Raw genomic sequence first — 26,837 nt, 5'->3', positions numbered from 1 at the left:
AAAGGAAATTTACCACCAGGCTTCAACCTGAACCCCAAAGTTCCAGGTATCGGATTTCGTGTGATCTTCAAAGGTATCGCCGTGCTCGGAATCATTCAGATACGAGGCAAACACACGCAGTTCCGGGCGCGACATAAACTCAGGACCGGCTGCCAGACCCATCGCCAGGGTGTATTTCTGGCCACCTTGTTTATAGTTCGAGCCGTTCTTGTAATCATCTTTCTGATAGAACGTACCCACTTCACCGATGGTACGCACGTAATCCGTCCACTGGTACTGCGCACGGCCCACCAGAGAAACCAGTTCAGTGGTGTCGGTGTACGCGGTGATATTGTCAGCGTGGCCGTAGGTCAGCACGTGGTTGAGGCTGAATTTACTGGTGATCGGGAACAACCCTGTGATGATGCCGCGATAACCGGTGGCGTCATTGGTGTAATTCCACATGTCATACCAGCCGCCGCCCTGGGAAATCATGTTCTGCGCCAGGCCTTTGTCTGCGTACTGTAGAACCAGTTTGTTATAGCCGCCCCACATATCCTGGCTGATTTCGCCGGTCAGCATCACGCCGTTATCCGCGTCATACAGGCCACCGTACTCTTTCTGATCGTGCGTCAGGTTTGGCATAGCGTAGTCGGCACCGATCTCCATCCACGCGCCGCTCCACGGTTTGATCCCGGCGTAGCGCACGTCAATGTAGTTGATGTTGACGTCGTTATCGCCGTCAACGCGGTAATCCACGTCATTGGCATCGCCACGGATCCAGGCCACCGACAGCGCGCCTTCGCCCAGTTTCAGGTTTTCCACCCCGGCACCGGCACCGGAAATATTCCAGTATTTGGTGTCGATGATGTGTAAATCATGGCGCTGGTAGTAACGCTTACCGCCCCAGATCACCGCATCTTTATCCCACGGCACCAGTCCTTTAATTTGCAAATTCAGCTGACGCAGCCCGAATTGCGCATCGTCATTGAGGGTGCTTTCATCATCATTTGAGCCGTCGGACACCATGCTGACCATCGAGTCGACATAAAAACTGACATCGTCTTTTTTGTAGACTTCACTGCCCAGTTCCACTTCTCCGTAAGTATCGTTTTCGTTGCCCAGACGACCGACTTTGTTTTTCTGGAATTGTTCTAAGCTGCCACTGCCGGAAACACCCAGCCCGGAGCGCAGATAACCATGAAAATCAATATCATTTGCCACTGCAGGGCCTGCCGTGAGGGCGAGGGAAACCGCCACAGCCAGAGTGCGTAAGTTGTGTTTCATTATTTTTCCTTATGATTGTATGACGTTCACATTTACGGAATCTATAAGATACCCAGAAACAACAATGATCAATTTTACACATTCTGAATTGTGAGTTAGATCCAGAACTTGTGTGTTATAAATAAACCGTTAGTGATTCAAATCACAAGATTATGCAATGTTAACGTATAACTTATGCAGTGCGGCGCGCCTCAGATTGAACTTTTATCTGAGATCCCGTAGTTTGACCCGAGGATTGTGGAGGTAAGCTACGTTCACAGGTTGCAGGCAGAGAAAAAGAATGAAATCGAAAAGTTCGACACTGGAAGATGTCGCCCGCTACGCCGGTGTCTCTTATCAGACCGTTTCACGGGTGTTAAACAAGTCAGCCAACGTTTCCGAAGCCACCCGCCTGAAGGTAGAACAGGCGATAGACGTGCTGCGCTATGTGCCCAACCGTCTGGCACAGCAGCTGGTGGGTAAACAGAGTTTCACGCTGGGGCTGGTGACCACGTCGCTGGCCTTACACGCGCCTTCGCAAATTGCAGCGTCAGTGAAAAAGTATGCTCATCAGGCCGGTTATCAGGTGCTGATCTCGATGATTGATGAAGATGTTAACCAGAGTATTCAGGACTCGATCAACGAACTGAAATCTCAGCGGGTCGATCGCGTCATCATCAACATTCCGCTGGAAAGCGCTGAAGCAGAGCACATCTACGAAAATAACCGCGATATTCTGTGTCTGTTCCTCGACGTGGATCCGGGCAGCCCGGTGTTTAACGTCTGCTTCAATCCCGCCGACGGCTCACGCGCCAGCGTGGAATATCTGCTGGAGTTAGGGCATCGCGATTTCGCGCTGCTGGCAGGGCCGGAGGATTCTGTGTCATCGCGCCTGCGCCTGCAAAGCTGGCAGGACACGCTCAGGGAGAAGGGGCTGGCACCGGTCACGGTGATCCACGGTGACTGGAGCGCCAAAAGCGGCTATTACAATGCGCTGCATATCCTGCGTGAAACGCCGCAGTTTACCGCCATGCTGGTGGGCAACGATCAGATGGCGCTGGGCGTTATCAGCGCGCTGCATCAGCATAACGTCGCCATTCCCGAACAGGTGTCGATCATCGGTTACGATGATACTTACGACAGCGCGTTTTTCCATCCGGCGCTGACCACGGTGTCGCTGGATCTGGATCTGCAAAGCAAAGAGGCGGTGGAACGCCTGCTGGCGACGAAAAATGACGTCACCGAGTCCACCCTGTTACCGGCGAAGCTGGTGGTGCGTAACTCCACCCGTGCGCCGCGAGAGCAGGACAAAGATCTGAACCAGATTGCCGATCAGCTGGATAAACTCGCTTCGCGGTTGCGCGGCCAGTAAGAAACGGTTTAAATCCCCGGACTCTTTGGGAAAGTAAAAGGAAGTGACGTAATGACCTTATGGCAGTGTTATTTGCAGGGCTGGAAAGGCTATGTAAAATTTTCGGGCAGGGCGACCCGAAAGGCGTTTTGGGTTTTCACCCTCGGCAATGTTTTGTTGATGATCCTGCTGGTCATGGGCGTGATTTCGTTCTTTTCCATGTCGGGCGACCCTTATATCGGCGTGCTGTATGCCGGAATGGCGTACAGCCTGTTTGCCCTGGTTCTGGCGTTGCCGCTGCTGGCCGTTGGCATCCGCCGCATGCATGACATCAACCGTTCAGGCTGGTGGTTTGGCGGTGTCTATCTGGCGGGCGTCGTCTCGCGGTTGCTGAATATGATCCTGATCCAGTTCGCTTCGCCGGAGACTTACGCCGTGCTGAATGTGGTGCTGGGCATTTTGCTGGGCTGGATCCCGCTGCTGGGGATCATCTACCTCTGCTGCCAGAAGTCGAAAACGCCGGTGGATTTACAAAAGCCAGCGGTTGCCGGATAAGACGTACTATGTGAGTCAGGAGTTTGCCGGGCGGCAAACTCCGCGGCGCCCATGATGTAAAGGATTTAAAAAATGAATTCATCTCAGTTTAAAACAAGAAACATCACATTTATTAAAATTCGGGTAACGGTCAACTATAAAGGTCAACAAGAAAAGTGCCATTAAATCCCCCTGACCATTCATAGTCGGAAAAATAAATTCACCATGGTTGGGGTCAAAAAATTTTAAAACGTTTACTCCTGCTCTTATTGCGAAAGCATGAAGTCCTGCCTGGCCACCTATGATAATAATATACCCGTTTTGGGAGGACATATTTTGAAGTATATCCGTTCTTATTGATTCTAATAGTTTGCTTGTCATCATATTGCCCCCTTTTATATAAGAAATTCCTTTATTTCTCAGGACGGTTGTCATGACATCTTTGGAATTAATATTTCCCTGGCATTTATATGTTGACAGGTTTTTTGGCCGGGAGAGAGTAAGCTCCTTCAGTAAATTCTGCACGCCGCGAATCTGAACTTTACCCAGCGGACTCGAAATATAGTTCATAAAATCTGGCCATGTCGTACCAGAAATTAAGTAAGCACTCGACAGCCCAAGGCAAACTCCGGCTCCAAGGCCGTGGTATTGAATATTTCCCTGCGAGTCATAATTATTGTTTGTCCATGCACCTTGACGTTGCATAGGATTAATATTATCCCATTGATTTCCTGAAATATAATCATCCTGCAAGAATTTATTTCTTTTTCCGTTAAGCGTAGTAACAAGATTGTCGATATCTGCTGGCATTTAAACCTTCTTATTTTAATGGGGAGGTATTATAAAAAACGCGACACGGAATATAATTTATTCGCCAGGTGGAAGCAATTTATAAAGATGACTATAAATCTTATTCTAATTTTATTTATAAAATACAGAGGGTTGCCGGATGTCGATGAGTTAAGTTGTTTTGTTTTTTTGTATAAAAAGTATGTTATTCACTGTGTTGATATATTAATTTCATATGCATTTGATTAATGCATATGAAATAATTATTTATATAGACCGTTTTCCGCCAACGTTCAGACTTACGCCCGCCGGATGCCTGAACTGACCTCTTAACGTTGGCCGTTATTCCGTTCTCTTCGATTTCGGGTATTTCCACAGCCAGCGGCCGCTGGCCATGCGCCAGTAGAAGAAAATACCGCGCACGATCCAGTCCAGGAACATGCCAAGCCAGATACCCACCACGCCAAAACCAAGCACGATACCCAGGAAATACCCCACCACAATACGACAACCCCACATGCCCACCATCGAGACATACATGGTGAAACGGGCGTCGCGTGCGCCTTTTAATCCGGCGGGGAGCACCCATGACGCCGCCCAGAAGGGCATAAACGCGGCGTTCAGCCAGATCAGTATTTTGACGACGTCGATGACGTCTTCTTCATTGGTGTAAAAGCGCGCCAGCACGCCGGCGAAGGGCACCGAGATGAATGCCAGAACGCACAGGCCAAACGTCGAGAGCCAGAAGATATGCCGCAGCTGGCGCTCAGACTGTGCGATTTGCCCTTTGCCCAGCCGCGTGCCGACAATAATGGTGGACGCGGAGCCCAGCGCGTTGCCCGGCAGGTTAATCAGTGCGGCAATGGAGAAGGCAATAAAGTTACCGGCGATAACGTTAGTGCCCATACCGGCGACGAAAACCTGCGTCAGCAGTTTACCGCCGTTAAACAGCACCGATTCAATGCTGGCCGGAATACCAATGCCCAGCACTTCGCGCAGAATATTGGTATTGAGCGGCAGGAAATAACTTTTAAGAGAGATTTTCAGCGACGGATTAAAACCGACCATCAGCACCGCAATGACGGCGATGGCACCGATATAGCGCGCGATGGTCAGCCCCAGCCCCGCACCGATAAAGCCCAGTCCATTCCAGCCAAAGCAGCCGTAAATCAGCACGCTGCTGATCACCAGATTGAGAATGTTCATGCCGCCATTGAGCAGCATCGGAATTTTGGTATTCCCGGCACCGCGCAGCGCACCGGAACCGATCAACGCAATGGCCGCCGCCGGATAGCTCCAGCTGCTCATTTGCAGGTAGGAGAGCGCCATCTCTTTGACTTCCGGCTCGGCATTACCGGCGATCATGTCGATGATCACATGCCCGGAAAATTGCAGAAGTATTGCCAGCAGTACGGCAAAAACGGTCATGATCGCCAGCGATTGTCGCGCAGCGGCACGCGCCCGTTCGTGATCGAGCTTACCCAGGCTGAAGGCCACCACCACCGTCGTGCCGAGATCGACTGCGGCAAAAAACGAAATGATCACCATGTTGAAGCTGTCTGCCAGCCCCACGCCCGCCATGGCTTCCTTGCCCAGCCAGCTGACCAGAAACGTGCTCAGCACGCCCATCAGCAGGACGCAGGCATTCTCGAAGAAGATGGGCACAGCGAGGGGCGTGATTTCACGCCAGAACAGAGTGCGGTAAGAACGCCGTTTCGGATACCAGGGCGTGCGCTCGATGGCTTTGCGCAAAGAGACGATGACGTTTTGCAAGAGAATTCCAGTGTGGCAGAAAGTAGAACAGCGTTTTAAATTATGATGGTAAAAGACTTCGCATTATGCAAAGTCTTTTTTAAGAAGGGGCTGAATTAAAGTGTTAAAAAACAATTATCGGAAAGGAGGCTCGTTAAAGGTGCGTAATTTTCGCGAATGCAGATGATCCCCTTCGGCACGCAGCAGATCGATGGCGCAGATGCCGATTTGCAAATGCTCTGAAATCGCCCCTTCATAAAACTTGTTTGCCTGACCGGGCAGTTTGATTTCACCGTGCAGCGGTTTATCGGAGACGCACAGTAACGTGCCGTACGGGACGCGGAAGCGGTAACCCTGCGCGGCAATGGTCGCACTTTCCATATCGACGGCCACGGCACGGCTGAGGTTAAAGCGCAGCGCCGAGGCGGCATAACGCAGCTCCCAGTTACGATCGTCCGTCGTGACCACCGTGCCGGTGCGCAGGCGCTGTTTCACTTCCTCGCCGGGCATTCCGCTCATCTTTTTGGTCGCGTCATACAGCGCGCGCTGCACTTCGGCAATGCTCGGGATAGGGATATCCGGCGGTAACACCGCGTCCAGCACGTGATCGTCACGCAGATACGCGTGCGCCAGCACGTAATCGCCAATGGACTGCGTTTCACGCAATCCGCCGCAGTGACCAATCATCAGCCAGACGTGCGGGCGCAGTACCGCGAGGTGATCACAAATCGTTTTGGCATTGGCCGGACCGACGCCGATGTTCACCAGCGTGATCCCCGCGCCGTCGCGGGCGATCAGGTGATAGGCCGGCATCTGGTGTTTTTTCCACGCCAGATCTGACACCGCCTGTTCCGGATAAAGGGTATCGGCAGTGATAAACACGCTGCCCGCGCAGGCCAGCGCTTCATACGGGCTGTCCGGATCGGCAATCTGCGCGCACGCCCAGCTGACAAATTCATCGACATAGCGCGTGTAGTTGGTGAACAACACGTAAGGCTGGAAATGTTCAATCAACGTGCCGGTGTAATGGCGCAGGCGCGCGAGGGAAAAATCAGCCCGCAGCGCGTTGAAATGAGAAAGCGGGAAGGTATCGCCGGGATAATACAGGCCGTCTGCCGTTTCATCGCCAATTTGCGACAGTTCCGTGGTGGGGAAATGTTTCGCAAGCCCGGCGCTCATTGAGCGGTCGAGCATCAGGTCCGAACCGTCGATCACGTAAGAGTAAGGAATTTCCTGTTGCGACGGCACGACTTCAATCACCGCATTGTACTCTTCCTCCAGCAATGACAGCTGCTCGGTCAGATAATGACGGAAAAGTTCAGGATGGGTGATGGTGGTGGAATAGCGTCCGGGGTGCGAGAAGCGGCCATAGGCGCGGGTCGGATTTTTGGCAGGCGTCACGCCATCCCAGCTGACACGCAGTTCAGGGTAAACAAATAATCCCGCCGCGCGGTCAGCCACGTCCGGCAGCGTGCCCTGAACAATGAAATCTTTAATCGCATCCCGCAGTGCGGCGACCGAGTTGTTGTACATTTCTTCGAGCTTCTCAATCGCCTGTACCGCGGTGAGGGACGTGTTATCCATACGCTTTTCCTTTGTGCTTTGTTCATCATCATTCAGTCTAAATATGGCTTGTCTGAAGAGCGCCGCCAATGTTTTATTAGGCTATGAAAACCGGATGACGCTTTTATGAACGAACAGGGGACAGTGAATGATTCGGGTATGGGGCAGAAAAACATCGTCTAATGTGCAGGCGCTGATGTGGTGTATCGGGGAATTGGGCCTGCAGTATGAAAGAACTGACATCGGCCATAAATACGGCGGCAATGACACGCCGGAATTTCTGGCGATGAACCCGAATGGCACCGTTCCGGTGATCCGCGATGGCGAAGGGGAGGCCCTGTGGGAAACCGGCGCCATTCTGCGCTATCTGGCCGGAAAATACGGTGATGAGACATTCTGGCCGAAGGATGCTGAACGGCGTGCGCACATCGATAAATGGACCGAATGGGCAAAAATCGGGGTGGCGATGAATTTCACCGCGCCGGTGTTCTGGATGGTAGTGAGAACGGCGGCGAAAGATCAGGATCATCAGGCACTGACAACATCATTGCAGAACCTGAACAAGAAACTGGCGATTGCTGAGGCGCAGATTGCCCGATATGGCTACCTTGCCGGGAGTGAATTCACGCTGGCCGATATTCAGTTTGGACACAGTTTGTATCGCTATTTTGATATCGCCATTGATCGGCCACCTTACCCGGCCATCGAACAATATTATGAAAAACTTAAACAGCGTCCGGCGTTTGCGGAGCATGTGATGGTGTCCTACGAAGAGTTGCGGGTGGTTTAACGCTGCCCCGGACGCAAAAAGCCCGCTTAACTTTCATTAAGCGGGCTTTTTTAATGGCTTACTTTTCAGTCCGGCTGAGGCGTTTTCATCACTATCGCTGTCAGGGCCGAGAGCAAACAGCCCGCCATCAGATAAATGGCGACGGAATGCCATTCACCGCCGGAGAAATTCAGTAATGCGGCGGCAATAAACGGCGTAAATCCGCCACCCACCACGCTGGCGACCTGATAACCCACACCTGCACCACTGTAGCGGTAGCCTGCGCCGAACATTTCCGTGAACATCGGTTGCTGCACGCACACCACCATATCGTGGGCGATATTAGCCAGCAGCAGTGAGAAAATCACCACGCCGACAAGGGAACGTGCTTCCAGCGCCATAAAGAACGGGAACGCACTCAGGGCACCGACGAATGCGCCGGTAATGTAGATGCGACGACGTCCGAAGCGATCTGCCAGCCAGGCGAACAGCGGGATCGTCAGACAGCTTATCCCGCCGACCAGCAATCCGATATTGAGAAACAGCTCACGCGACATCCCCAGGTTGTGCGTCGAATAGTTCAGTGCGAACGCGGTGACAATGTACATCGTCAGCAATTCGCACAGGCGCAGGAGGATGATTTTCAAAAATGCGCCGGGGTGGCGGTTCAGTGCTTCGAAGACCGGCAGGCGTTTTTTCGCCTCTTTGGGCTGCGCTTCCTGAGCACGTTCAAACTCGACCGACTCTTCCATGCCGTTGCGGATCCACAGCGCGCCCAGCACCAGCACAACGCTGAACAGAAACGGCAAACGCCAACCCCAGCTGAGGAACTGGGCGTCGGTGGTCAGATGGCTTATCAGTGACACCAGACCTGTAGCCAGCAGCAGACCGACGCCGTATCCCATCTGGATGCCGCTGCTGTAGAACGCCTTTTTGCCCGAAGGTGCACTTTCAACGGCGAGCAGCGCAGCGCCACCCCATTCGCCGCCGACCGCAAAACCCTGAATGGCGCGCAGGGTGACCAGCAGAGCCGGGGCCCACCAGCCAATGGTTGCGAAAGAGGGGAGGATACCGATGCATGCGGTGGCGATGCCCATGATCCAGACGGTCATCATCAGCATCCGTTTGCGACCCAGACGATCGCCAAAATGGCCGAAGACAATGCCGCCGAGCGGGCGGAAGAGGAAGCCTACGCCGAAGGTGGCAAACGCGGCGAGCGTGCCCATTGCCGGGTCAATTTGCGGAAAAAATTCACTGTTAAACACCAGCGCGGCGGTGATGCCGTAGAGTAAAAAATCAAACCAGTCGACGACTGCGCCGACGAAGCTCCCCCAGGCAGCCCGGCGGGCACGGTGATATGAAGGTATTTCCTCATCGGGGCGGGGGGCAGTGAGCATGGCGTCCATAATTGTCCTGTCTGTTCCTCAGATTTCTAAACTTTTTCGTTATTAAAATAGGCAAAAGGTTATTGAGTTATCAAAAAGCTTAACAAAAACCGCTACTGAGACTACAGCGTCAACCGCCAGGTTAAAACGCTTTTGCATTGAGCAGAGGAAATTAACCAGGGGGTGGGCACTCACGAAAGACAGGCCGGCAGAGCAACAGGCCCGGAAAACAGCACGTCCTAACCCGCCAGTTGTACGCTGTTTTCCTGCATGCTTGCCTGCAGAAACGCGGCTATTTTTGCTTCTATCTGGCTGTCAACGGTTCTGAGCCTCAGTAAAGTAATGCCACTCTTCTCCAGAATCGCTGCTTTCAAGGCATCTCTTTCACGTTGTTCAGGGGTGTCGTGATAATGGCCATCCACTTCAATGACGGCAAAAGGCTGCTTACCGACGCGAAAATAAAAAACGAAATCACAGCTGGCGCCTTGTGCCATAAATTCTTGCTGGCGCGGGTCAAAACGATCATCGAAATGGGTAACCAGTTGCCTCAGCAGGATCTGTTTGTGGACAACCATCGCGCGGTAAGTCGCCTGCCTGAGCACATCCCTGATGACCCGCATGGCGATTTGCTCTGACAGAAAAGTGGAATCCTCCGGATTCAGTCTGGCTTTCAAATTTTCTAAAGAGTGATCGTACTCTTCGTAGAGTAAATCGAAGGCGCTGACGACCGGGCTGTGGTGGATGTCCGGATCATCCGCGTAGTAGGTCATGTAACGCACAAGCGCAGCGATATGCTTATTGTTGCCCGCGAAAACATTCTCACCGGTGACTAAGGTGAACTGTTTTTGCGCCCGTGATACCGCCACATTGATGAGGTGCGGGTCATCCACAAAGTCGAGAGCTCTGGCGTCTGCTTTCTTGTCTATAACGGTGGAAAAAACGATCTGCTCACATTCACGCCCCTGAAACTTATGGACCGTCGAATTCACAAACTCAGCGGGAAGAAGGCGTTCAGACAGCGAGACTTGCGCATTATAAGGCGCGATAAAACCTCGCTTAGCGGCATCACCCCTCCCTGCTGACAGGAAGGATTCCAGCTCACGTTGATTGCTGTTATGCCGTTCATGATTGCCTCTGGCGGTAACAATCAAAGAAAGCGCGGCTTCTCCTTTGTCCTGCGTCATGACTACCAGTTGATTGTCATAAAATTGCTTATTACAGAAATGAATAATTTTAGGGTGACAGCGGTAATGCTCTTTAAGCAATGTCACGGGCAAGGCATCAGCATACAGGCTGAACAGTGAGTCGAGCAGGCTCTGACGGCTGCAGTCATAATGCGGTGTCGGCGCGATAATATCGGTCACTTCCGGGACGTGAGGCAGCTGCTTGCGATCGCCCACCACAATGATATTTCGCGCGCAGGCGAGGGCAAGAATGCCGGGAATAATATCTTGCTGTGACGCTTCATCGATGATGACATAGTCAAGTAAGGTGCCCGGTGTTAATGAATTAATGATGGAATGCGTACTGCTGCCAATAATTGGAAAACGTTGAATAAAATCGTTGAACTTGCTGTGATAGTTTTTCAGCGTGAAATCAGCATCTTTTCCAATGGAGTGGTCGAGATGATGTTTCAATAATGCCATTGACTCTGACGTCACACTTTTTAATAAGTCTTCCACATTATCGTTTTGCAATATCATTTCTTTTTCAGCCAATTCTCTGCGCGTCTGCTGCAAACGTGTTGAGTAATAATGGTGCTGAAGCGCAAAAAAAAGGATTTGCCGGTTCTGGGCGGAATTCATTAAGTCCGTCCTGATAATACCAAATCTGAAGAGCAGCGAGAGACGGTTGCGAAAGCCCGGTTTGCCTTGCGGGAGCGAGCGAAGAAACGCCATCAGATCGGTAATTTTTTCTTTTGTTAACCGGAGACGTCTTACATCAGGCAGGGCACCCAAGCCCTGAGTCTCAATCCAGCGGGTAAGGTATTTTTCTTCGATGTTTAATTCATCAATTTCAGCTCGCAGTTGCGCCACTTCATTTTGCGCCCTTAAATATTTTTTAAGATGCACTGTTTGCCCGGCGAGGGCAGCCATTTGTGGGGCAGGATCGGTCTGAGGGGTGGGTTTGCAAGGTTGTGCAAGGAAAAATTGCTCACGTTTCTCCGTACTGCCGAGCTTTGCGACCACATAATCCAGCCCCACTTTAGCGAGCTTTTCATACACATTTTCGACGGCGGTGTTGTTATTCGAGACAATCGCCACGCGCCCATTTTGCAGCAGGATATTGGCCAGGATATTAAGAATTGTTTGAGTTTTTCCGGTTCCGGGTGGGCCTTCAATCACTGATATTTGCGAACTAAAAGCCTTTTCAACCGCTTGCATCTGACTTTCGTTCAGTCCAAAGGGATAAATAAAACTGTCGGGAGCTGTACGTGGCGCATTTGTACCCCGGCAATAAGCCTCGAGAACCGTATCAGGATGGGCGATAATTTTATCTAATTGCCTGAGGGTATTTTGCGGAATATTTTCTTTGCCGGCGCTGGCCTGATGCGAGCGCTGTTCGGCGACGTTTCGCAAATATCCGAAAACGTTACCCTGTTTTAATGACGATTCGTCGAGTAATTCAACGTCTGCGCATTTATAGATCCACGGGCGCGCTGACTCAGCGTAGTGAATCAATACGTATTTATTGCCAATGATTTGCGCACTCTTGATACGCTGGGCATTTGGCTGCCCGCGGGTGATCAATATTTTATTAATCACATCGACAGTCGGCTCAACGCGACACTCACTTAGCGGGCGGTAATATTTTTTACCTGAAGGGAAATGGCAGGTGAGCAGAATACAGCTGCTTTTATCCGAATAGAAAAGTGTCCAGTCGGCTATTTTTGCCGTTTTGTCTTCCCCATCAACTACCACAGTAACCATGTCTCTGCTCCATGAGTTTCAGCAAGGAAAATACTATACACGCCAATGAGATAGGGGTGAAGTCAGGTATTAGTGGAGCAAGCGTCCCGCTTTCGAAAAGGGCTGACCTGGCAGGCGTAGATCTGCGCAGCATTGACCGGAATGGGGAGTGATAGCGGGTGATAACGAAGGCAACGACATCCAAAACACCAAAGCAAAACGCCCGCTTAAGTTTCCTTAAGCGGGCGTTTCTAATATGGCTCCTCTGACTGGACTCGAACCAGTGACATACGGATTAACAGTCCGCCGTTCTACCGACTGAACTACAGAGGAATCGTTGGAACGGGGCGAATAATAGCGACTGCCCCTGTGCATGTCAAAGGGGAAACTGCATAAATGTGTGCGTTTGCTGATACTTTGGTCAAGTTGTTGAGAATAGAGTCAAAAAGGCCGGTTTGAGCGGTCAGGGCTGCAATCGCGGAGCGTCTGATGCCCCTAAAAGCCGCCAGTTATTCATCCTGCTAATTGATAAGGCTGAACCATAAGAATGCATTATGTTGGTGCGCTCCCGATGAAATTATTGCGCGATCACACTGCATTTTTTTCTGCGCAGCCGTTTTCTGTGCGCGCCATCCGACCGTTTTTTCTTATGTTCCGGGGGACTGGCGGGGATGCGCCCGTTTTTTCATCTGGCCGCCGGAGATTGGCGCAGATCTTGCTTTTATCAGAGCTGCTTATAAATACGCTGTTCGTGCATTACGTCAGTTCAGGGTACCCCTTACCGCGCAAGATGGAGGCAGAGATGAATCTCAGGCGTTTAAAGTACTTCGTGAAAATCGTCGATATCGGCAGCCTGACGCAGGCCGCTGAGGTTCTGCATATCGCTCAACCGGCGCTGAGCCAACAGCTGGCGACGCTGGAAGGTGAATTGCAGCAACAATTGCTGATTCGCACCAAGCGCGGCGTCACGCCCACGGAAGCCGGTCACATTCTTTATTCCCATGCGCAGGCCATTTTGCGTCAGTGCGAGCAGGCGCAGTGCGCCGTAAGCAGCGCAGGGCAATCGCTCAGCGGGCAGGTATCGGTCGGCCTTGCGCCGGGCACGGCGGCTTCACAGCTGGCGCTGCCGCTGTTGCAGGCAGTGCGCGAGCAGCATCCCGGCATTCTGCTGTATCTCAATGAAAACTTTGGCACGGCGCTGGGTGAATGGGTGCTGGATGGCCGCATGGATATGGCCGTGCTGTACGGCGCCCGCCCGGAAGCCGGGCTGTGCAGTCAGCCGCTGATGAGGGAAGATCTGTATCTGGTGGGCACGCATGCTGTGCCGAATCCGGGAAAATACGTTGAGCTGAGCGAAGTGGCCAGGCTGAATCTGTTTATGCCGCGTGCTTATAACGTCATGCGCCGTCTGGTGGACGATGCCATGTCTTTGCGTCGCCTGAGCGCTAACATCATTGGTGAAATTGAATCTTCCGCTACGCTGACCGCTGCAGTAGCCAGCGGGCTGGGTGCGACGATCCTGCCGGAGTCCGCCGCCCGTGCCATGATCGGCCCGGCGAAAGCCTGGATGTCATGCATCAGCAGCCCGGCCATTCAGGTGCCGCTTTCATTATGTATCTCAGAAACGCGGGCACTGTCGCCGGAGGCGATGGCGGTGAAGAAAATCCTGCTGGGACTGGTTGCGGAGCAGAGCACGCCGGTTCCTGAACCGATGCTGGTGGCAAGCTGAACCATGAAAAAATGGGCGATCGTCGATCGCCCATTTGATTTTCCCCGGTCAGGAGTGACCATTAAAACAAGGTTTACTTACAGGCTTTAATTTCCTTCCATTGTGACCATTCGCCAGTGAACTCCGGGTTACCGGGTTCATTGTTCTGTGTCCAATAGTTAGCCAGATACTCCTTGCCTTTCCACACAACGCTTTCGCCTCCGTAGTAGATTTTTTGTGCGTCCCAGTTGTTCGCGCAGGTTTTACCCGTGCCGGTATCCGGCAATGGTTGCACCTGCGGCGTCACCGTCAGCGTATAAGAAGCCACATCGCTTTTCTTGCCGTCCGAAACGGTCAGTGTGAAGGTGTACTGTTTTTTCACCGTCACCGTCGGGGCAACAAAACTGATGCTGTCACGGTCGGTACCCTCCAGCGTGTTACCGTTTGGCAGCAGCCAGGAGTAAGACAGTTTGTCACCGTTCGCATCGCTGGACGCGGCTGCGTTAAGTGTCACGTTCGCCTGACTTTCCACATCACCAATCGGCCCGCTCAGTTTTGCCACTGGTGCCACGTTAGTGTCCGCCGGGGCAGGGGTTGGGTCCGGGGTTGGTGTGGGCGCTGGCGTCGGATCCGGCACTGGCGTGACCGGCTCGACCTTGCCGGAGTCATCAACAATCGACACATTAAAGAAGTGCTGAACGCAGCGTTTGTAGTCGCCTTCTTTAAACGCAGAGAATGGCGTCTGATAGCCGACTAACTGACAGGAATACGTCGAACCTGTCGGGGTACTCGGATCCCATCCCCAGTCCTGTTCCCAGTACTGTGGCAGTGCGCCTGAGCCACCTTCATCGAACTGTTTCATATTTTTACAGCCGAGCACTTCATTGGCAGGCACCGGCACTTTCAGGTATTCCGCTTCACTTTTGTAGTAGGAGATACGGTTTTCACCCTGAGCAATTTCGGTCGGACCGCCGCACTCCACGCCGCCGTTAATGATCTGGATGGTCACGCCGAACCCCGGCACCAGGCCATTTTCTTTATCATGGGCGTTGGGCTGCCAGGTTCCGTCGATCACGTGCAGCATGCTGGGTTTCGGTGCCTGCGGTGTGACGAAGAAGAACACGGCGCTGGCGAGGTTCAGCCAGGTGTCCGCGACCAGTTCCGGTTTATCGAGCAGCGTTCTGACCGTGCCAAACATCGCGTCTGAGAACGGACCGTAGTTGTAGTTATAGGAAAGTTGTTTTGCCCCGCGACCAAAATAGCTGACGAAATCACCCTGCGCGTCTTTACCGCAAGGCCAGGTTTGCCCCTGCCAGACATCCGGATTACATTCGCCGTTATAGCCGCCTTTCTGGCCTTCGGCCCAGCCCATTTCACGCAGCCACACCAGCCCCTGTCGCCATTCCGCCTCAGGGCGCCAGTTTTCATGTCCGCCGGTTTCCTGGGCGAAGTGCGCGAACATTGTTGCCAGGCCTTTACGGCAAATCGCGTCGGAATCACGGCCGTCAGTGTAAGTACCGCAAACTGCCGGGAATTTACCTATCGCTTTAATGAAGTTTTCATAACTGTATTCCGGCGCGCGGAGCGGGAAAATATAATCCCATTGCTCTTTGCTGAGGATTTTCTCAACGCGTTTTACGTTATCCGGGTTTGCCGCACGGCCCGGCGCAATTTTTTCAACGGAATCATTATCCAGCGTGCGGATGGAAGCTTTCACTTCCTGCATCAGCGGGTTTTGCGTTAATGAATTTTCTTTTTTGATCAGATCACTTTCTTTAATAACGTACGGTTCTGAAGGGGCAGGGGTTTCCTCCGCCAGCGCGGCAGAACTTGCAGCCAGCAAACAGGATGCGGTAATAAGATTTAAATAAAAGTGAGGCTTTAATCTATGCATAGTGAATACCCTTCATTCGTTGCAATAAGTACAAGAATAAAAACTCTGAGGAGTTTGTGTTTTCAATGTCAGTCTCAGACCAACATTGAAAGGGTAATCTTCACCAGGTTACTTCACTATTAAAATAAGAACATTGTCCATCATTAATTACGTGTGATTTTGCGTTGTGCCGTTGAGATAATCATTTATTTTCAGGAGCAGGTTTCAACGGCCTTGAGTGAAGAAATGATATTATTAACACCTCGGACTTTGGTCGTTCTGGTGACAAAGTTTGCATATGTTTTTAAAGTTTCATGATGAATGTCATCCGGCAATGTAAATGTCACTAATTTGCTGTGACGTTTTTCAATAAAATACTCTGCCACTTTTCTGGGAAAGATGGCGATCATATCACTGCGCTCAACGGCAGCAATGATGCCATTCATAGACGATGAGTTATAAATGACTTTGCGCATATTGGTTTTTTCATTCTGTATATGACGATTATTGACCGACACCAGTTTCATGGTCTGGCCTTCGCTGTGACAATACACGGCATGGGGTAACGTGTAATAGTGTGAAAGCGTAAAGGCGGGTTGTGACGCCAGTAAACTGCCGGAACTGCACACCACCACGAAATCATCCACGGAATCAATTTCAACAGAGGTGATGCTGTGGTGGTGAAGGGCAAAATTACTTAGCACGATGTCATTGCCAGATTGCAGCAGATTTCTCACACATTCATCATGGTTAAATATGGTGGAGTTAGTGAAGGCGAGAAGGGTTTCCTGTAAATCATCTTGCTGATGTAAACGTTGAAAGTAAAAACTTTCGATTAAGTCAGAACACATGACTTTAACTGAAGAGACGGTTTTTTCCTGATTTTTAGCTTTATGAACCACGTCATCAATTATACACATGGCATGTGAAAAAGATTCATGAATGTCCAGGGCTATTTGTGTTGGTTTCATGCCCTGAGCAGTTCTGATAAAAAGTTCGACGGCTAAGAAACGTTGTAATTTATTAATGGAAAGACTGACCGCGGAAACGGAGAGTTCAAGTTTTTCAGCTGCGCGCGAAAGGCTACCAGAGACTATCACTTCATTCATGATCTTGATCAGATTATAATCAAACTCATTTATTTTATCGTAAATCATTACTTTTCTCCGTCATCAAGATATGGAGCCTGCATCATTCACATTGTGATGCTACAAATAAAGTAAAAAAATCTCAAAATATCATGATATTTGTATGCATTAATGAGTGGGTTGAATTAATTCCTAATAGCTAAACGATGTTGTGCATCACAAGTGAAGTTATTGCAGCTCATTTATTTGTATAAGAAACACTTATGTTTAAAGCGTTATCAGGCGCACCCGGTTTCTCATCCAGCCGTAAATGAAGGATTCATTACTGGCCTTACTTTCGGCTAAATCAAGATACCGTTGTCCCTGGCTGCAATTGAGCGATGTGACCAGAACAGCGTCTCCTTCCTGCCCGCGCAGTCTCAGGAACCCGGCCAGCGCATTCAGCGTGGCAGGCCCAATTTTTCCGTCAACGGTGATATCGGGATAAACCTGGCCTTGCTGATTATATGCATTGAGCCAACGTTGTAGCCACTTAATACCCACGGAAGGCCCCATATTAGTCCCTGTATCACACAGCTCCAACGCCAGAGCCGGCGACAAGGCGTGGATTTTGTCAAACCCTGGCTGATACCAGTAGTTTTTCTCCAGAATGATATATGCCTGTTCACGGGTAAATGCTTTCATATCGCCGGTATAGCCATAATCACGTGCGGTCTTTTCGGTGATGCCCCAATGTGTCGCGCCGCCCGGATCGTCGGGATGGTTTATATAAGCACCTTCATTTTCCAGCACGGCATCAATAATAGGATTGCTTGGCATAGTGGAACCCTCTGTGAGTAAAGAGATCTCAGATAACTAAGGTAAGATATACACCTACTCCGATTAACAGCACTAATACAATCAGACTCAGTAAAATAGGGTTATATGATATTTTTGTTTTGGGTTTTTTTTCCTGAATTATATCGATTGTTATTGAAGTATTCACCCGAATGCCTGATTTAGGTACGGTGATAAACAATTCATCCAACCCTAAGGTTTTAAGATCGCGGCGAATTAAATAGAGTGTTTGGGTAAGGCTGGCGTCGCTGGTAAAGGTACTTCTGGCACCCCATAAAGCATAAGATATCGCTGACTTCTCTATCACTTCGTCTTTTGCGTGTTCAATGATAAAACTGAGGCATCGGGCTCGCATCGTGGTCAGTTTAATATTCATTCCATTATTCAGCGTCTTTAACTCTTTCGTTCCTTCGTTGAAAACGTACAGCCCATTAATAAGATAAACGCTCATCTTTCAACACTCTCCAGTCCGGTGGTAGAAAATTGCTGGCATTCATTTTTTGATAGGATTTATCGTATCTTCTTTTTTGAAATTCACCACATTCAATCAGAATATTGTGATTAATTTTAGATAAGTTGTGATCTGTTATAAAAGTTGACGGGTTTTTTGAGTGAAATTAAAAAGTCATTTGAGTTTAACTTGAAATAGAAAATATAAAAATTGAATGATTGACGTTGAATTATAGGATTTTATTTATATCATCGGTGGCACATAAAACCCGTATTGTGACTCATTGCTTAAACCGGCAGGTTGATGTTTTTGATTGCAAAACCCCGGCAGCTCATTACTTGTCCAGTTTCCTGCACTATCAGATAAAAAATTGATGCTCATTTCCTGAACATCATCGTTGTCAAAAATATTTATGCTGAATGATGATTTGAGAGAAAACGTCCTCTCACTAATTATAGTTTCAACAGCAAGACGCTGTTAGACCCTTAACTTCTATTCAGGAAACTATTATGGCTACCAGTAAATTGATTAAAACAGATTCTCTGACTGACAAATCTTATAAAGCGGACGGTTTTGACGCGTCGAAAGACACGGTGAAATATAGCTATACCTCTGCCCGCGTGGCTAAACCGGTGTACAACAAGTATGACACCACCAATAAACCTAAAGTCTTCGGTTACTACACTGACTGGTCGCAGTATGACAGCCGTCAGACCGACGGAGATGACACCCCGGCTAACCGCGGTCGCGGTTATGATTTAGCCAACGTCAGCCCGACGGCGTATGACAAAATCATTCTTGGCTTCCTGGGCATTGTCGGCGACAGCACCGGCGAAAAAGCGGAAGTTATCGCCCGCGCAGCAAGCAATCTGAACAAATCCACTAACGAACCCACCTTCCTCGACCCATGGGGCGACTTCCAGACCAGCAACAACGTTGGCCTGAAAGAGTCCGGCTGGGAAGAAATGGACGTGAACTCCGCCACTCAGGCGACAGTAAAAGGTATCGTCGGCGGCCTGCGTGATTTGCAAGCCAAAGCCAAAACCCAGGGGCATGACCTGGCACTGTCGATGAGTATCGGCGGCTGGACCATGAGCAGCGGTTTCCACAACATGTCGCAAACGTCTGCGGGTCGCAGCACCTTTGCAAAAGGCGTGGCAAAACTGTTTACCCGCTTCCCGATGTTCTCTGAAGTGGATATCGACTGGGAATATCCGGGCAACGCCGGTAACAACAATGCCTACAGCGATTCTGATGGTGCGAACTATGCATTGCTGCTGGCTGAAATCACCAAAGAGCTGAAAGCCATTAAACGCAGTGACGTCAAAATCAGTATCGCCAGTTCTGCGGTGGTAGCGATTTTGGAAAAATCAGATGTTGCCACACTGCTGAAAAACGGTCTGTACAGCATCAACGTGATGACTTACGACTTCTACGGTACGCCGTGGGCAGAGAAACTCGATCACCACACCAACCTGCACGCGCTGGTAGAAGGCGGCTGGGGCGTGGATACCATCGTTGATTACCTGCTGGCGAAAGGCTTCCCGGCTGACCGCATTAACGTAGGTTATGCGGGGTACTCACGTAACGGCCAGAATGCGGTTCTGGAAAGCTACTCACCGCTCAAAGGCACCTACTCACCGACACCCAATGCTGAAACCACCGGCACATTCGAAAGCGGTTGCAGCGAATGGTATGACCTGATCAATAACTATATCGATCTGGAAAACCAGAAAGGCCGTAACGGTTTCAGCGTGTACACCGACCAGGTCGCAGACGCTGATTACCTGTACAACAAAGACACCAAACTGTTCGTTTCCCTTGATACTCCGCGCAGCGTCAGGGCTAAAGGTCAGTATGTAGCGAAAAAAGGGCTCGGCGCACTGTTTACCTGGACTATCGATCAGGACAACGGCGTGCTGGTTAACGCCGCCCGTGAAGGTCTGGGTTGCACCGTGACTAATCAGGTTGTCGATATGGCACCGTTCTACTTCGAGGGAATCAATGTCGCCGGCGAAGTGCCTGATGGTGATAAACCTGCCACCAATACCACTCCGGTTGCGGATATCCAGTTGCAGGTGATCAGCGGTTCAAAAGTGCGTCTGAGCGGTGCTGCCTCCAGCGATGCCGATAACGAGGCGCTGACCTACAAGTGGAGCGTTCCGGCGGGCATTTCGCCAAACAGCACCACCACGTCAACCATTACCTTTATCGCGCCAACCGTGGTCAGCCGTGCAGAGTTCCAGTTCTCACTGACGGTCACTGACACCCATGCGGCCACTTCCGTTGCCAAAAACTACACACTGGTGGTCTTTGGTGAAGAAGTGATCGACCCGACGCCAACGCCTGAACCGACGCCTGAACCGACCCCGGAGCCGACGCCGGAACCTACCCCAGAGCCGACGCCTGAGCCTACGCCAGAACCAACTCCGGAACCGACACCAACGCCGACACCGGCAGGTAAATACGACGAGTGGGAATCCGGCAAGGTGTACAACACCGGCGATAAAGTCAGCCATAAAGGAAAAGATTACGTGGCTAACTACTGGACTCAGGCAAACGAGCCAGGTCTGGCAGAGTTCACCGGTGAATGGTCACAGTGGAAGTTACTCTGATTACACCACGCAGACGTCATGAGGTTCTGACCTCATGCTAATGAAAGCGCAAAGCGGGACACTTACGGGTGTCCCGCTTTTTTTGCTTCAACGGTGGGCTGTGCACCTTGCCGAACCCGCGTCAGACAAGCAGGTTCAGCAGGCTGTATCAGAGACAGCGCAGGGTGTGGCCTGGCGTACTGAGGGAGAGTGAGAGGTTGAGACAGTTAAAGCAGAACGAAGAGGGCGTAGAGTGCGGGAAGAGGGCAAAAAAAATCCCCCGCAGACGTGGGTCTGTCGGGGGAAGGGATTAACCTTGTTGTTTCGGCGCGGGGGTCATGGTGTCAATGAACGCCGAAATTTTCTTACCGAGCAGGGTGATAATCGGCCCGGCAAACACGCCGCCCAGCCCGGCGATGACCAGTAGCTTGTCATCGTTGGCATCGTGCGACAAAACGAAAATACTCAATATCATGCCGCTGAAACAGGAGACGATAACCTGCAAAAGACAGGCCTTGAGTTCATCCATGAAGGCCTTCTTCTGTCTCAGCATGATGTAGCGAACGACGCCACCCCACGCTGACATTCCCATAACGGCAAAAACAATACTGTGCTCTATGGTGACGATATCTCTGGCATGTGCTGCGCCAATCATGATGCTTTCCTCTAAGGTAAGAATAAAACCGGTTAACTTGTGTATGGTTAAATTATCACCAGAAGACGCGGGGCAAAAATCACATAGCCACACATTTTTGCGTGACGGTTTTTAGCCGCGCAATCGCGAAAAGTGAGAAGACGAAAGGGGAGCAGGCCGCAACCGGGCGAGGTTTTTTCTTAACCAGAAAGGCTTAGGCCGCAGAGTGAGTTTTTTATCCCACACACCGGCCGGCAATTTAAAAAAATAATAGCGTTTGAATTTCAGAAAGATAAAGCGCGTGATAATTTTGTTCGCACACTAAGCATATCAGCCCATCATCCGTGACGGGCTGCGCAAGGTTTTAGTTCACGGCACAGAAACTCTGCGCCTCAGCACGGACATTTCCCCATCTTCCCGCCTTCGCTGGGAAATCTTGCCTCAAGACAGCGGCGGTGAAACTCCCGCTCGGACATCGGCTCGTTATCCGGGTGTCGCACCTTCATATGCTGCACATAATTTTGGTAATCCTGCACGCCGACCATCAGCCGGAAACTCTGCGCAGTGCGCCGGATAGCCAGCTTCAGCCAGCCGGAAACGTTGTGCGGCTTCGGCTCGACGATAAACAGCGGCTGACAGCTGATGATGCGAAACGACGCCGGTCGCGGTGTTTTAAACAATGCGCGTGACTCAGACATGGCGCACCTCGCCAACCGGGCGGCCTTCACGGCGCAGCACCACGGCTGTTTCATGTACCGTCGGCGTGGCGGATTTCAGTGCGCGGCGGATAACAAAGAACGACGACACCAGCATCGTCACCGCCACCAGCATGAAGAAGCCGCACAGCACGGCGTTGATCTGATTATTGAGCACGATGGTATGCATATCAGCCAGCGTTTTGGCCGGTTTGATGATTTCACCACTGTCGATCCCGGCTGAGAATTTCTTCGCCTGCGCCAGGAATCCAATCGACGGTTTTTCGTGGAAAATCTTCTGCCAGCCTGCGGTCATTGAGGTGATGAACAGCCAGATGGTCGGCAAAATAGTCACCCAGGCATAACGCTGCTTTTTCATTTTGAACAGCACCACGGTGCCGAGGATCAGCGCCATTGAGGCCAGCATCTGATTGCCGATACCGAACAGCGGCCACAGAGTATTGATGCCCCCTAACGGATCGACCACGCCCTGATACACGAAGAAACCCCAGCCCGCGACCGCGACGGTAGTACCGGCGAACGTGCCGATCCACGAACGGTTATTGGCTAAAGAAGGGACGGCAACGCCTACCAGATCCTGCACCATAAAACGGCAGGCGCGGGTACCGGCATCCACGGCGGTCAGGATGAACAAGGCTTCGAACAGGATCGCGAAGTGATACCAGAAGGCCATCATCGCGCGGCTGTTAAACACCTCAGTAATGATGTGCGCCATGCCGACGGCGAAGGTCGGTGCGCCACCGGCGCGGGACAGGATTGACTGCTCGCCGACGTCTTTGGCTATTTGCGTCAGAATGTCCGGCGTGATGACAAAGCCCCAGCCGTTAATCACCTGCGAGGCACTTTCCACCGTGGTGCCAATCAGCGCCGCCGGTGAGTTCATCGCAAAATAGACGCCAGGGTCGATCACCGACGCACAAATCAACGCCATGATCGCCACAAACGATTCCATCAGCATCGCGCCGTAGCCGATAAAGCGGATGTGACTTTCACGCTCCACCAGTTTCGGCGTGGTGCCGCTGGAAACCAGCGCGTGGAAACCTGAAATCGACCCGCAGGCGATGGTGATAAACAGGAACGGGAACAGGCTGCCGGAGAATACCGGGCCGCTGCCGTCAATAAAACGCGATACGGCGGGCATTTTCATTTCCGGCATGGCGAAGACGATACCGACCGCCAGCCCGGCAATCACGCCGATTTTCAGAAACGTTGAGAGGTAATCGCGCGGTGCCAGCAGCAGCCAGACCGGCAATACCGAGGCAATAAAGCCATAAATCACCAGTACCCAGGTCAGCGTGGTGCCGTGCAGGGTAAAGAACGGCCCCCAGTAAGGATCCGCCGCCACGTTGCCGCCGTAAACAATCGCGAGCATCATCAGCACAAAGCCAATCACCGACACTTCAGCGATTTTCCCCGGACGCAGAAAGCGCATATAGATGCCCATAAACAGGGCAATCGGAATGGTCGCGGCAATGGTAAACAGCCCCCACGGACTGTCGGCCAGCGCTTTGACCACCACCAGCGCCAGCGCCGACAGAATAATGATCATCACGCCGAGCGCCCCGAGCATGGTGATGACGCCTGCGAAATTACCCAGCTCCTGCTTCGCCATTTCCCCCAGAGAACGGCCATCGCGGCGGGTAGAGATAAACAGGATCAGGAAATCCTGCACCGCACCGGCCAGCATGACGCCCACTAAAATCCAGATGGTGCCCGGCAAAAAGCCCATTTGCGCGGCGAGGATCGGGCCGACCAGCGGGCCTGCTCCGGCAATCGCCGCAAAGTGGTGGCCGAACAGCACCCATTTATTGGTTGGCACATAATCCAGCCCGTCGTTGTGGCGCTCGGCGGGGGTCATACGTTTATCGTCGAGTTCAAACACTTTTTCGGCGATAAACAGACTGTAAAAACGGTAGGCAATGCTGTAACAGGCAATGGCGGCAACCACCAGCCAGAGCGCGTTGACGTGTTCGCCACGACTTAACGCCAGCATGCAAAAAGCAAAGGCTCCGATGAACGCCACCACCAGCCAGGTTATCCCGGACTTGACGCTTTTCATGATTACAACTCCTTGTGAGTGGTCCTTTATCGTGCTGGCCACTTTTTTTGTGAGAGTGTGAGGTAGGGAGGTAAGGGTCGGCGCGCCAGCGGCACGTTGCGACTATGTTAAATTACTGGTCAAAAATAATGTTTTTGAATAGAAAAGTTTGAAGTTAAAAGCGGAAGTGTGATGCGGTTTACGCTTTGAACAGAGAGTACTGGTCGGATGACAATAAAGTTGTGGCGGGGCAGGAAAAAACCAAAAAAAAACCGGCCACGAAGGCCGGTCTATTTCTGTCAGGTCGGGGATTATTCTGCAGCAGCAGGTTTTTCCTGGCCTGGTTTGTGGTCACGCATCTGTTCCATTTTGGCAGAGCGTTTCTGGTAGTTCTCGTTGAACTGTTTTTTCTGCTCAGGTGTCAGCAGGTTATACATTTTGTTCTCTGCACGGGCACGGTCGAGCATACGGTCAGACTGTGCTTTGGTGATGGTATCAATCTGCGATTTCACCTTAGCTTCGTCGAAGCTGTCGGTCGCCACCAGGCTGTGCATCTGATCCATCTGAGCTTTCATGGCGGCACGGTCAGGGCGTGCGCCGCTGTCTTTCATGATGTCTTTCATCTGAGTTTTTTGCTGCTCAGTCAGGTTCAGGCCGGCAAACGGGTTCATGTGTTGCGGGCCTTTGTGATGCAGCATTTTGCCGTGAGCAGCATCAGGTGCAGGAGGTGCAGTCGTCTCAGCAGCAAACGCGAAAGAAGCAGAGCTCAGAGCCAGGGTTGAAGCCACAATCATTGCGGTAAGTTTACGCATAATAAAATTCCTTATTGAAGATTCAGGCACGTTGCCCGTTTTGTTTCGACGAAAGCAAGTCTACTGAATCCAATGAATAGTAATGCGAGGTAGATGTAAAATTCTGAAAGTCGGAGAGACACATTTCGCGCAATCATGGAGAAAATGTTTAGAAAGCGTAAGGTTAGGCGAACAGACGTGAATGGCGGTTCGGATAAATCCGAGTCATGCGAAGGATTCAAACATTAACATGATGAATGATTTGCCGCTATAGCCCGCGTGTAAAGAATGTTTGAAGTTTACTCACGGTTTACTTGGCGATGAACAGGCGAAAACAGGCATAATAGTTTTCATTTCGTTAACACCACCTGTAACAGTGATCCGCATTATGACTGAATCCCGCTATGCCCAACTGGCGCGCACGCTGCGCAAACAAATTGACACCCAGGTCTGGCTGCCCGGCGATCGCCTGCCTTCATTGCGTGACACCTGCAAGCAATCTGGCCTGAGCCTGATGACGGTCCTGCAGGCTTATCAGCTGCTGGAAAGTCAGGGAGTGATCGTCGCGCGGCCTCAGTCCGGTTACTACGTGGCTGCCGGATTGCAGCGTCCGGTGCGGCATCAGCCGGACGAGCGTCTGCATGCCGCCGAGCAGGTGGACGTCAACGATGCCATTTTTGATATTCTCAAAGCCGGACAAGATCCTGGCGTGGTGCCGCTTGGCTCGGCGTTCCCGGATCCGACGTTATTTCCCCAGCCGCGTCTGGCGCGATCGCTTGCCAGCGCTGTGCGCCGGATGTCCCCTCACAGCGCCACTGCCAACCTGCCGCCGGGTAACGAAGAGTTGCGCCGCAGCATTGCCCAGCGTTATGCGCAAAACGGTATCGAAGTCGCGCCGGATGAAATCGTCATTACGTCTGGCGCGATGGAGTCGCTCGGGCTGAGTTTGCAGATGGTGACCGAGCCGGGAGACTGGGTGGCGATTGAGTCTCCGGCTTTTTATGGTGTGTTGCAGGCCATTGAGCGGCGCAAACTCAAAGCGGTCGCCATTCCGACTGACGTGCGGTACGGCATGGATCCCGATGCTTTGGAAAAAGCGCTGGAAACCTACCCGATCAAAGCCTGCTGGCTGATGTCCAGCTATCAGAATCCGCTCGGCTGTACCTTGCCGCCGGAAAACAAGGCCCGGCTGGTGGAAATTTTGCAGGCGCACCAGGTCGCCATTATTGAAGATGACGTTTACAGCGAACTCTATTTCGGCAGTGAACGCGCGGTGCCGCTGAAGGCCTCGTCCTACCGCAGCGAGATCCTGCACTGTTCGTCATTTTCTAAATGTCTGGCACCGGGTTTTCGCGTCGGCTGGGTGGCGGCGGGGGCATACGCTGAGCGCATCCAGCGGTTACAGCTGATGAGCACTTTATCGGCCAGCGTGCCGGTGCAGCTGGCGCTGGCCGATTATTTACAGCAGGGAGGTTATGACACCCACCTGCGCCGCCTTCGCCGCGTACTCGAGCAGCGGCAAATGGCGATGTATCACGCCATTCTCGCCGAATTCCCCGCACAGGTTTCTGTCAGCCAGCCAAAGGGCGGCTATTTTTTATGGCTGGATCTGGGGGAAAACGTCGATGCGGCGCGGGTCTATCAGCTGGCGCTGGCGAAAGGCGTCAGTGTGGCGCCCGGCAGCATGTTTTCCGCCGATCAGCGTTTCAGCCACTGCATCCGTATCAACACGTCTTTCGAATGGGCACCGCACACCGCGCGCGCCATCTCGATTCTGGCGGCGCTGGTGGCGGAGGAGATTAAGCAGTGA

Annotated in this window: 20 protein-coding genes and 1 tRNA gene; 6 read left to right on the top strand and 15 right to left on the bottom strand. The window is 51.7% G+C overall.

Annotated features, from left to right (window positions below):
- Positions 1-9: 9 nt before the first annotated feature.
- Positions 10-1,266 carry a maltoporin gene (locus tag ACO0U8_RS10660; RefSeq protein ID WP_056769407.1) on the bottom strand — a complete coding sequence of 419 codons (1,257 nt, stop codon included), beginning with the start codon at positions 1,264-1,266 and terminating at the stop codon, positions 10-12.
- Positions 1,267-1,546: 280 nt separating this feature from the next.
- Between ACO0U8_RS10660 and ACO0U8_RS10655 the strand changes: the two genes are divergently transcribed.
- Positions 1,547-2,617, top strand: coding sequence for a LacI family DNA-binding transcriptional regulator (locus tag ACO0U8_RS10655; protein ID WP_421670766.1), 1,071 nt, complete (start codon positions 1,547-1,549; stop codon positions 2,615-2,617).
- Between the two features lie 51 nt (positions 2,618-2,668).
- A complete protein-coding gene (locus ACO0U8_RS10650) occupies positions 2,669-3,151 on the top strand; it encodes a DUF805 domain-containing protein (RefSeq protein WP_122094843.1) in 483 nt (160 codons plus the stop codon).
- Positions 3,152-3,229: 78 nt separating this feature from the next.
- Here the strand turns inward: ACO0U8_RS10650 and ACO0U8_RS10645 are convergent, their stop codons facing one another.
- From ACO0U8_RS10645 to ACO0U8_RS10635, 3 genes are all read right to left on the bottom strand, one after another.
- A complete protein-coding gene (locus tag ACO0U8_RS10645; protein WP_421670765.1) occupies positions 3,230-3,940 on the bottom strand; it encodes a YopT-type cysteine protease domain-containing protein in 711 nt (236 codons plus the stop codon).
- A gap of 321 nt (positions 3,941-4,261) precedes the next feature.
- Positions 4,262-5,692, bottom strand: a complete 1,431-nt coding sequence (locus tag ACO0U8_RS10640; protein ID WP_056769414.1) for an EmmdR/YeeO family multidrug/toxin efflux MATE transporter — start codon at positions 5,690-5,692, stop codon at positions 4,262-4,264.
- Positions 5,693-5,806: 114 nt separating this feature from the next.
- Complete coding sequence (locus tag ACO0U8_RS10635; RefSeq protein WP_256370263.1) at positions 5,807-7,291, bottom strand: AMP nucleosidase; 1,485 nt, start codon at positions 7,289-7,291, stop codon at positions 5,807-5,809.
- Positions 7,292-7,382: 91 nt separating this feature from the next.
- On the opposite strand from ACO0U8_RS10635, the gene ACO0U8_RS10630 reads away from it, so the two are divergent.
- The gene (locus ACO0U8_RS10630; protein WP_421670764.1) at positions 7,383-8,024 is read left to right on the top strand and encodes a glutathione S-transferase family protein; all 642 of its coding nucleotides are present in this window, start codon (positions 7,383-7,385) and stop codon (positions 8,022-8,024) included.
- A gap of 65 nt (positions 8,025-8,089) precedes the next feature.
- On the opposite strand, the gene shiA is transcribed toward ACO0U8_RS10630, so the two are convergent.
- The 3 genes from shiA to ACO0U8_RS10615 form a co-directional block, all read right to left on the bottom strand.
- Positions 8,090-9,409, bottom strand: a complete 1,320-nt coding sequence (gene shiA / locus ACO0U8_RS10625) for a shikimate transporter (protein ID WP_421670763.1) — start codon at positions 9,407-9,409, stop codon at positions 8,090-8,092.
- Between the two features lie 218 nt (positions 9,410-9,627).
- Positions 9,628-12,318, bottom strand: coding sequence for an AAA domain-containing protein (locus ACO0U8_RS10620; protein WP_421670762.1), 2,691 nt, complete (start codon positions 12,316-12,318; stop codon positions 9,628-9,630).
- Between the two features lie 236 nt (positions 12,319-12,554).
- A tRNA-Asn gene (locus ACO0U8_RS10615) sits at positions 12,555-12,630 on the bottom strand.
- Positions 12,631-13,099: 469 nt separating this feature from the next.
- Between ACO0U8_RS10615 and nac the strand changes: the two genes are divergently transcribed.
- A complete protein-coding gene (nac, locus tag ACO0U8_RS10610) occupies positions 13,100-14,026 on the top strand; it encodes a nitrogen assimilation transcriptional regulator NAC (RefSeq protein ID WP_217204029.1) in 927 nt (308 codons plus the stop codon).
- A gap of 73 nt (positions 14,027-14,099) precedes the next feature.
- Here nac and ACO0U8_RS10605 read toward each other — a convergent pair whose 3' ends face one another.
- The 4 genes from ACO0U8_RS10605 to ACO0U8_RS10590 all read right to left on the bottom strand — a co-directional run bounded on the left by ACO0U8_RS10605 (position 14,100) and on the right by ACO0U8_RS10590 (position 18,254).
- Positions 14,100-15,899 (bottom strand): glycoside hydrolase family 19 protein, encoded by a 1,800-nt coding sequence (locus ACO0U8_RS10605; protein WP_421670761.1) that lies wholly within the window; start codon positions 15,897-15,899, stop codon positions 14,100-14,102.
- 191 nt (positions 15,900-16,090) lie between these two features.
- Positions 16,091-17,035: a LysR family transcriptional regulator gene (locus ACO0U8_RS10600; RefSeq protein ID WP_122094854.1), complete on the bottom strand. Its 945-nt coding sequence runs from the start codon at positions 17,033-17,035 to the stop codon at positions 16,091-16,093.
- A 198-nt stretch (positions 17,036-17,233) separates the two neighbouring features.
- Positions 17,234-17,785, bottom strand: coding sequence for a glycoside hydrolase family 108 protein (locus ACO0U8_RS10595; RefSeq protein WP_056769422.1), 552 nt, complete (start codon positions 17,783-17,785; stop codon positions 17,234-17,236).
- A 28-nt stretch (positions 17,786-17,813) separates the two neighbouring features.
- Positions 17,814-18,254: a winged helix-turn-helix domain-containing protein gene (locus tag ACO0U8_RS10590; protein WP_056769424.1), complete on the bottom strand. Its 441-nt coding sequence runs from the start codon at positions 18,252-18,254 to the stop codon at positions 17,814-17,816.
- Positions 18,255-18,763: 509 nt separating this feature from the next.
- Between ACO0U8_RS10590 and ACO0U8_RS10585 the strand changes: the two genes are divergently transcribed.
- On the top strand, positions 18,764-20,869 hold the full coding sequence (locus ACO0U8_RS10585) for a glycosyl hydrolase family 18 protein (RefSeq protein WP_421670760.1): 2,106 nt from the start codon (positions 18,764-18,766) through the stop codon (positions 20,867-20,869).
- 289 nt (positions 20,870-21,158) lie between these two features.
- On the opposite strand, the gene ACO0U8_RS10580 is transcribed toward ACO0U8_RS10585, so the two are convergent.
- From ACO0U8_RS10580 to spy, 4 genes are all read right to left on the bottom strand, one after another.
- On the bottom strand, positions 21,159-21,503 hold the full coding sequence (locus ACO0U8_RS10580) for a phage holin family protein (protein ID WP_056769428.1): 345 nt from the start codon (positions 21,501-21,503) through the stop codon (positions 21,159-21,161).
- Between the two features lie 371 nt (positions 21,504-21,874).
- On the bottom strand, positions 21,875-22,180 hold the full coding sequence (locus ACO0U8_RS10575; protein WP_056769431.1) for a YbdD/YjiX family protein: 306 nt from the start codon (positions 22,178-22,180) through the stop codon (positions 21,875-21,877).
- Positions 22,173-24,257 carry a carbon starvation CstA family protein gene (locus ACO0U8_RS10570; protein WP_056769432.1) on the bottom strand — a complete coding sequence of 695 codons (2,085 nt, stop codon included), beginning with the start codon at positions 24,255-24,257 and terminating at the stop codon, positions 22,173-22,175. Before ACO0U8_RS10570 ends, ACO0U8_RS10575 begins: the two co-directional genes overlap by 8 nt.
- A gap of 290 nt (positions 24,258-24,547) precedes the next feature.
- The gene (gene spy, locus ACO0U8_RS10565; protein WP_122094860.1) at positions 24,548-25,048 is read right to left on the bottom strand and encodes an ATP-independent periplasmic protein-refolding chaperone Spy; all 501 of its coding nucleotides are present in this window, start codon (positions 25,046-25,048) and stop codon (positions 24,548-24,550) included.
- Between the two features lie 367 nt (positions 25,049-25,415).
- Here spy and ACO0U8_RS10560 point away from each other — a divergent pair, with 367 nt between their 5' ends.
- On the top strand, positions 25,416-26,837 hold the full coding sequence (locus ACO0U8_RS10560) for a PLP-dependent aminotransferase family protein (RefSeq protein ID WP_056769435.1): 1,422 nt from the start codon (positions 25,416-25,418) through the stop codon (positions 26,835-26,837).

The sequence above is a fragment of the Rahnella sp. EDr1-12 genome, from assembly GCF_049206505.1.
In the GTDB taxonomy this organism is placed as follows: Bacteria; Pseudomonadota; Gammaproteobacteria; order Enterobacterales; family Enterobacteriaceae; genus Rahnella; species Rahnella rivi.
Note: the sequence above shows the minus strand (reverse complement) of the source record. Positions and strands in the feature narration are given on the sequence as shown.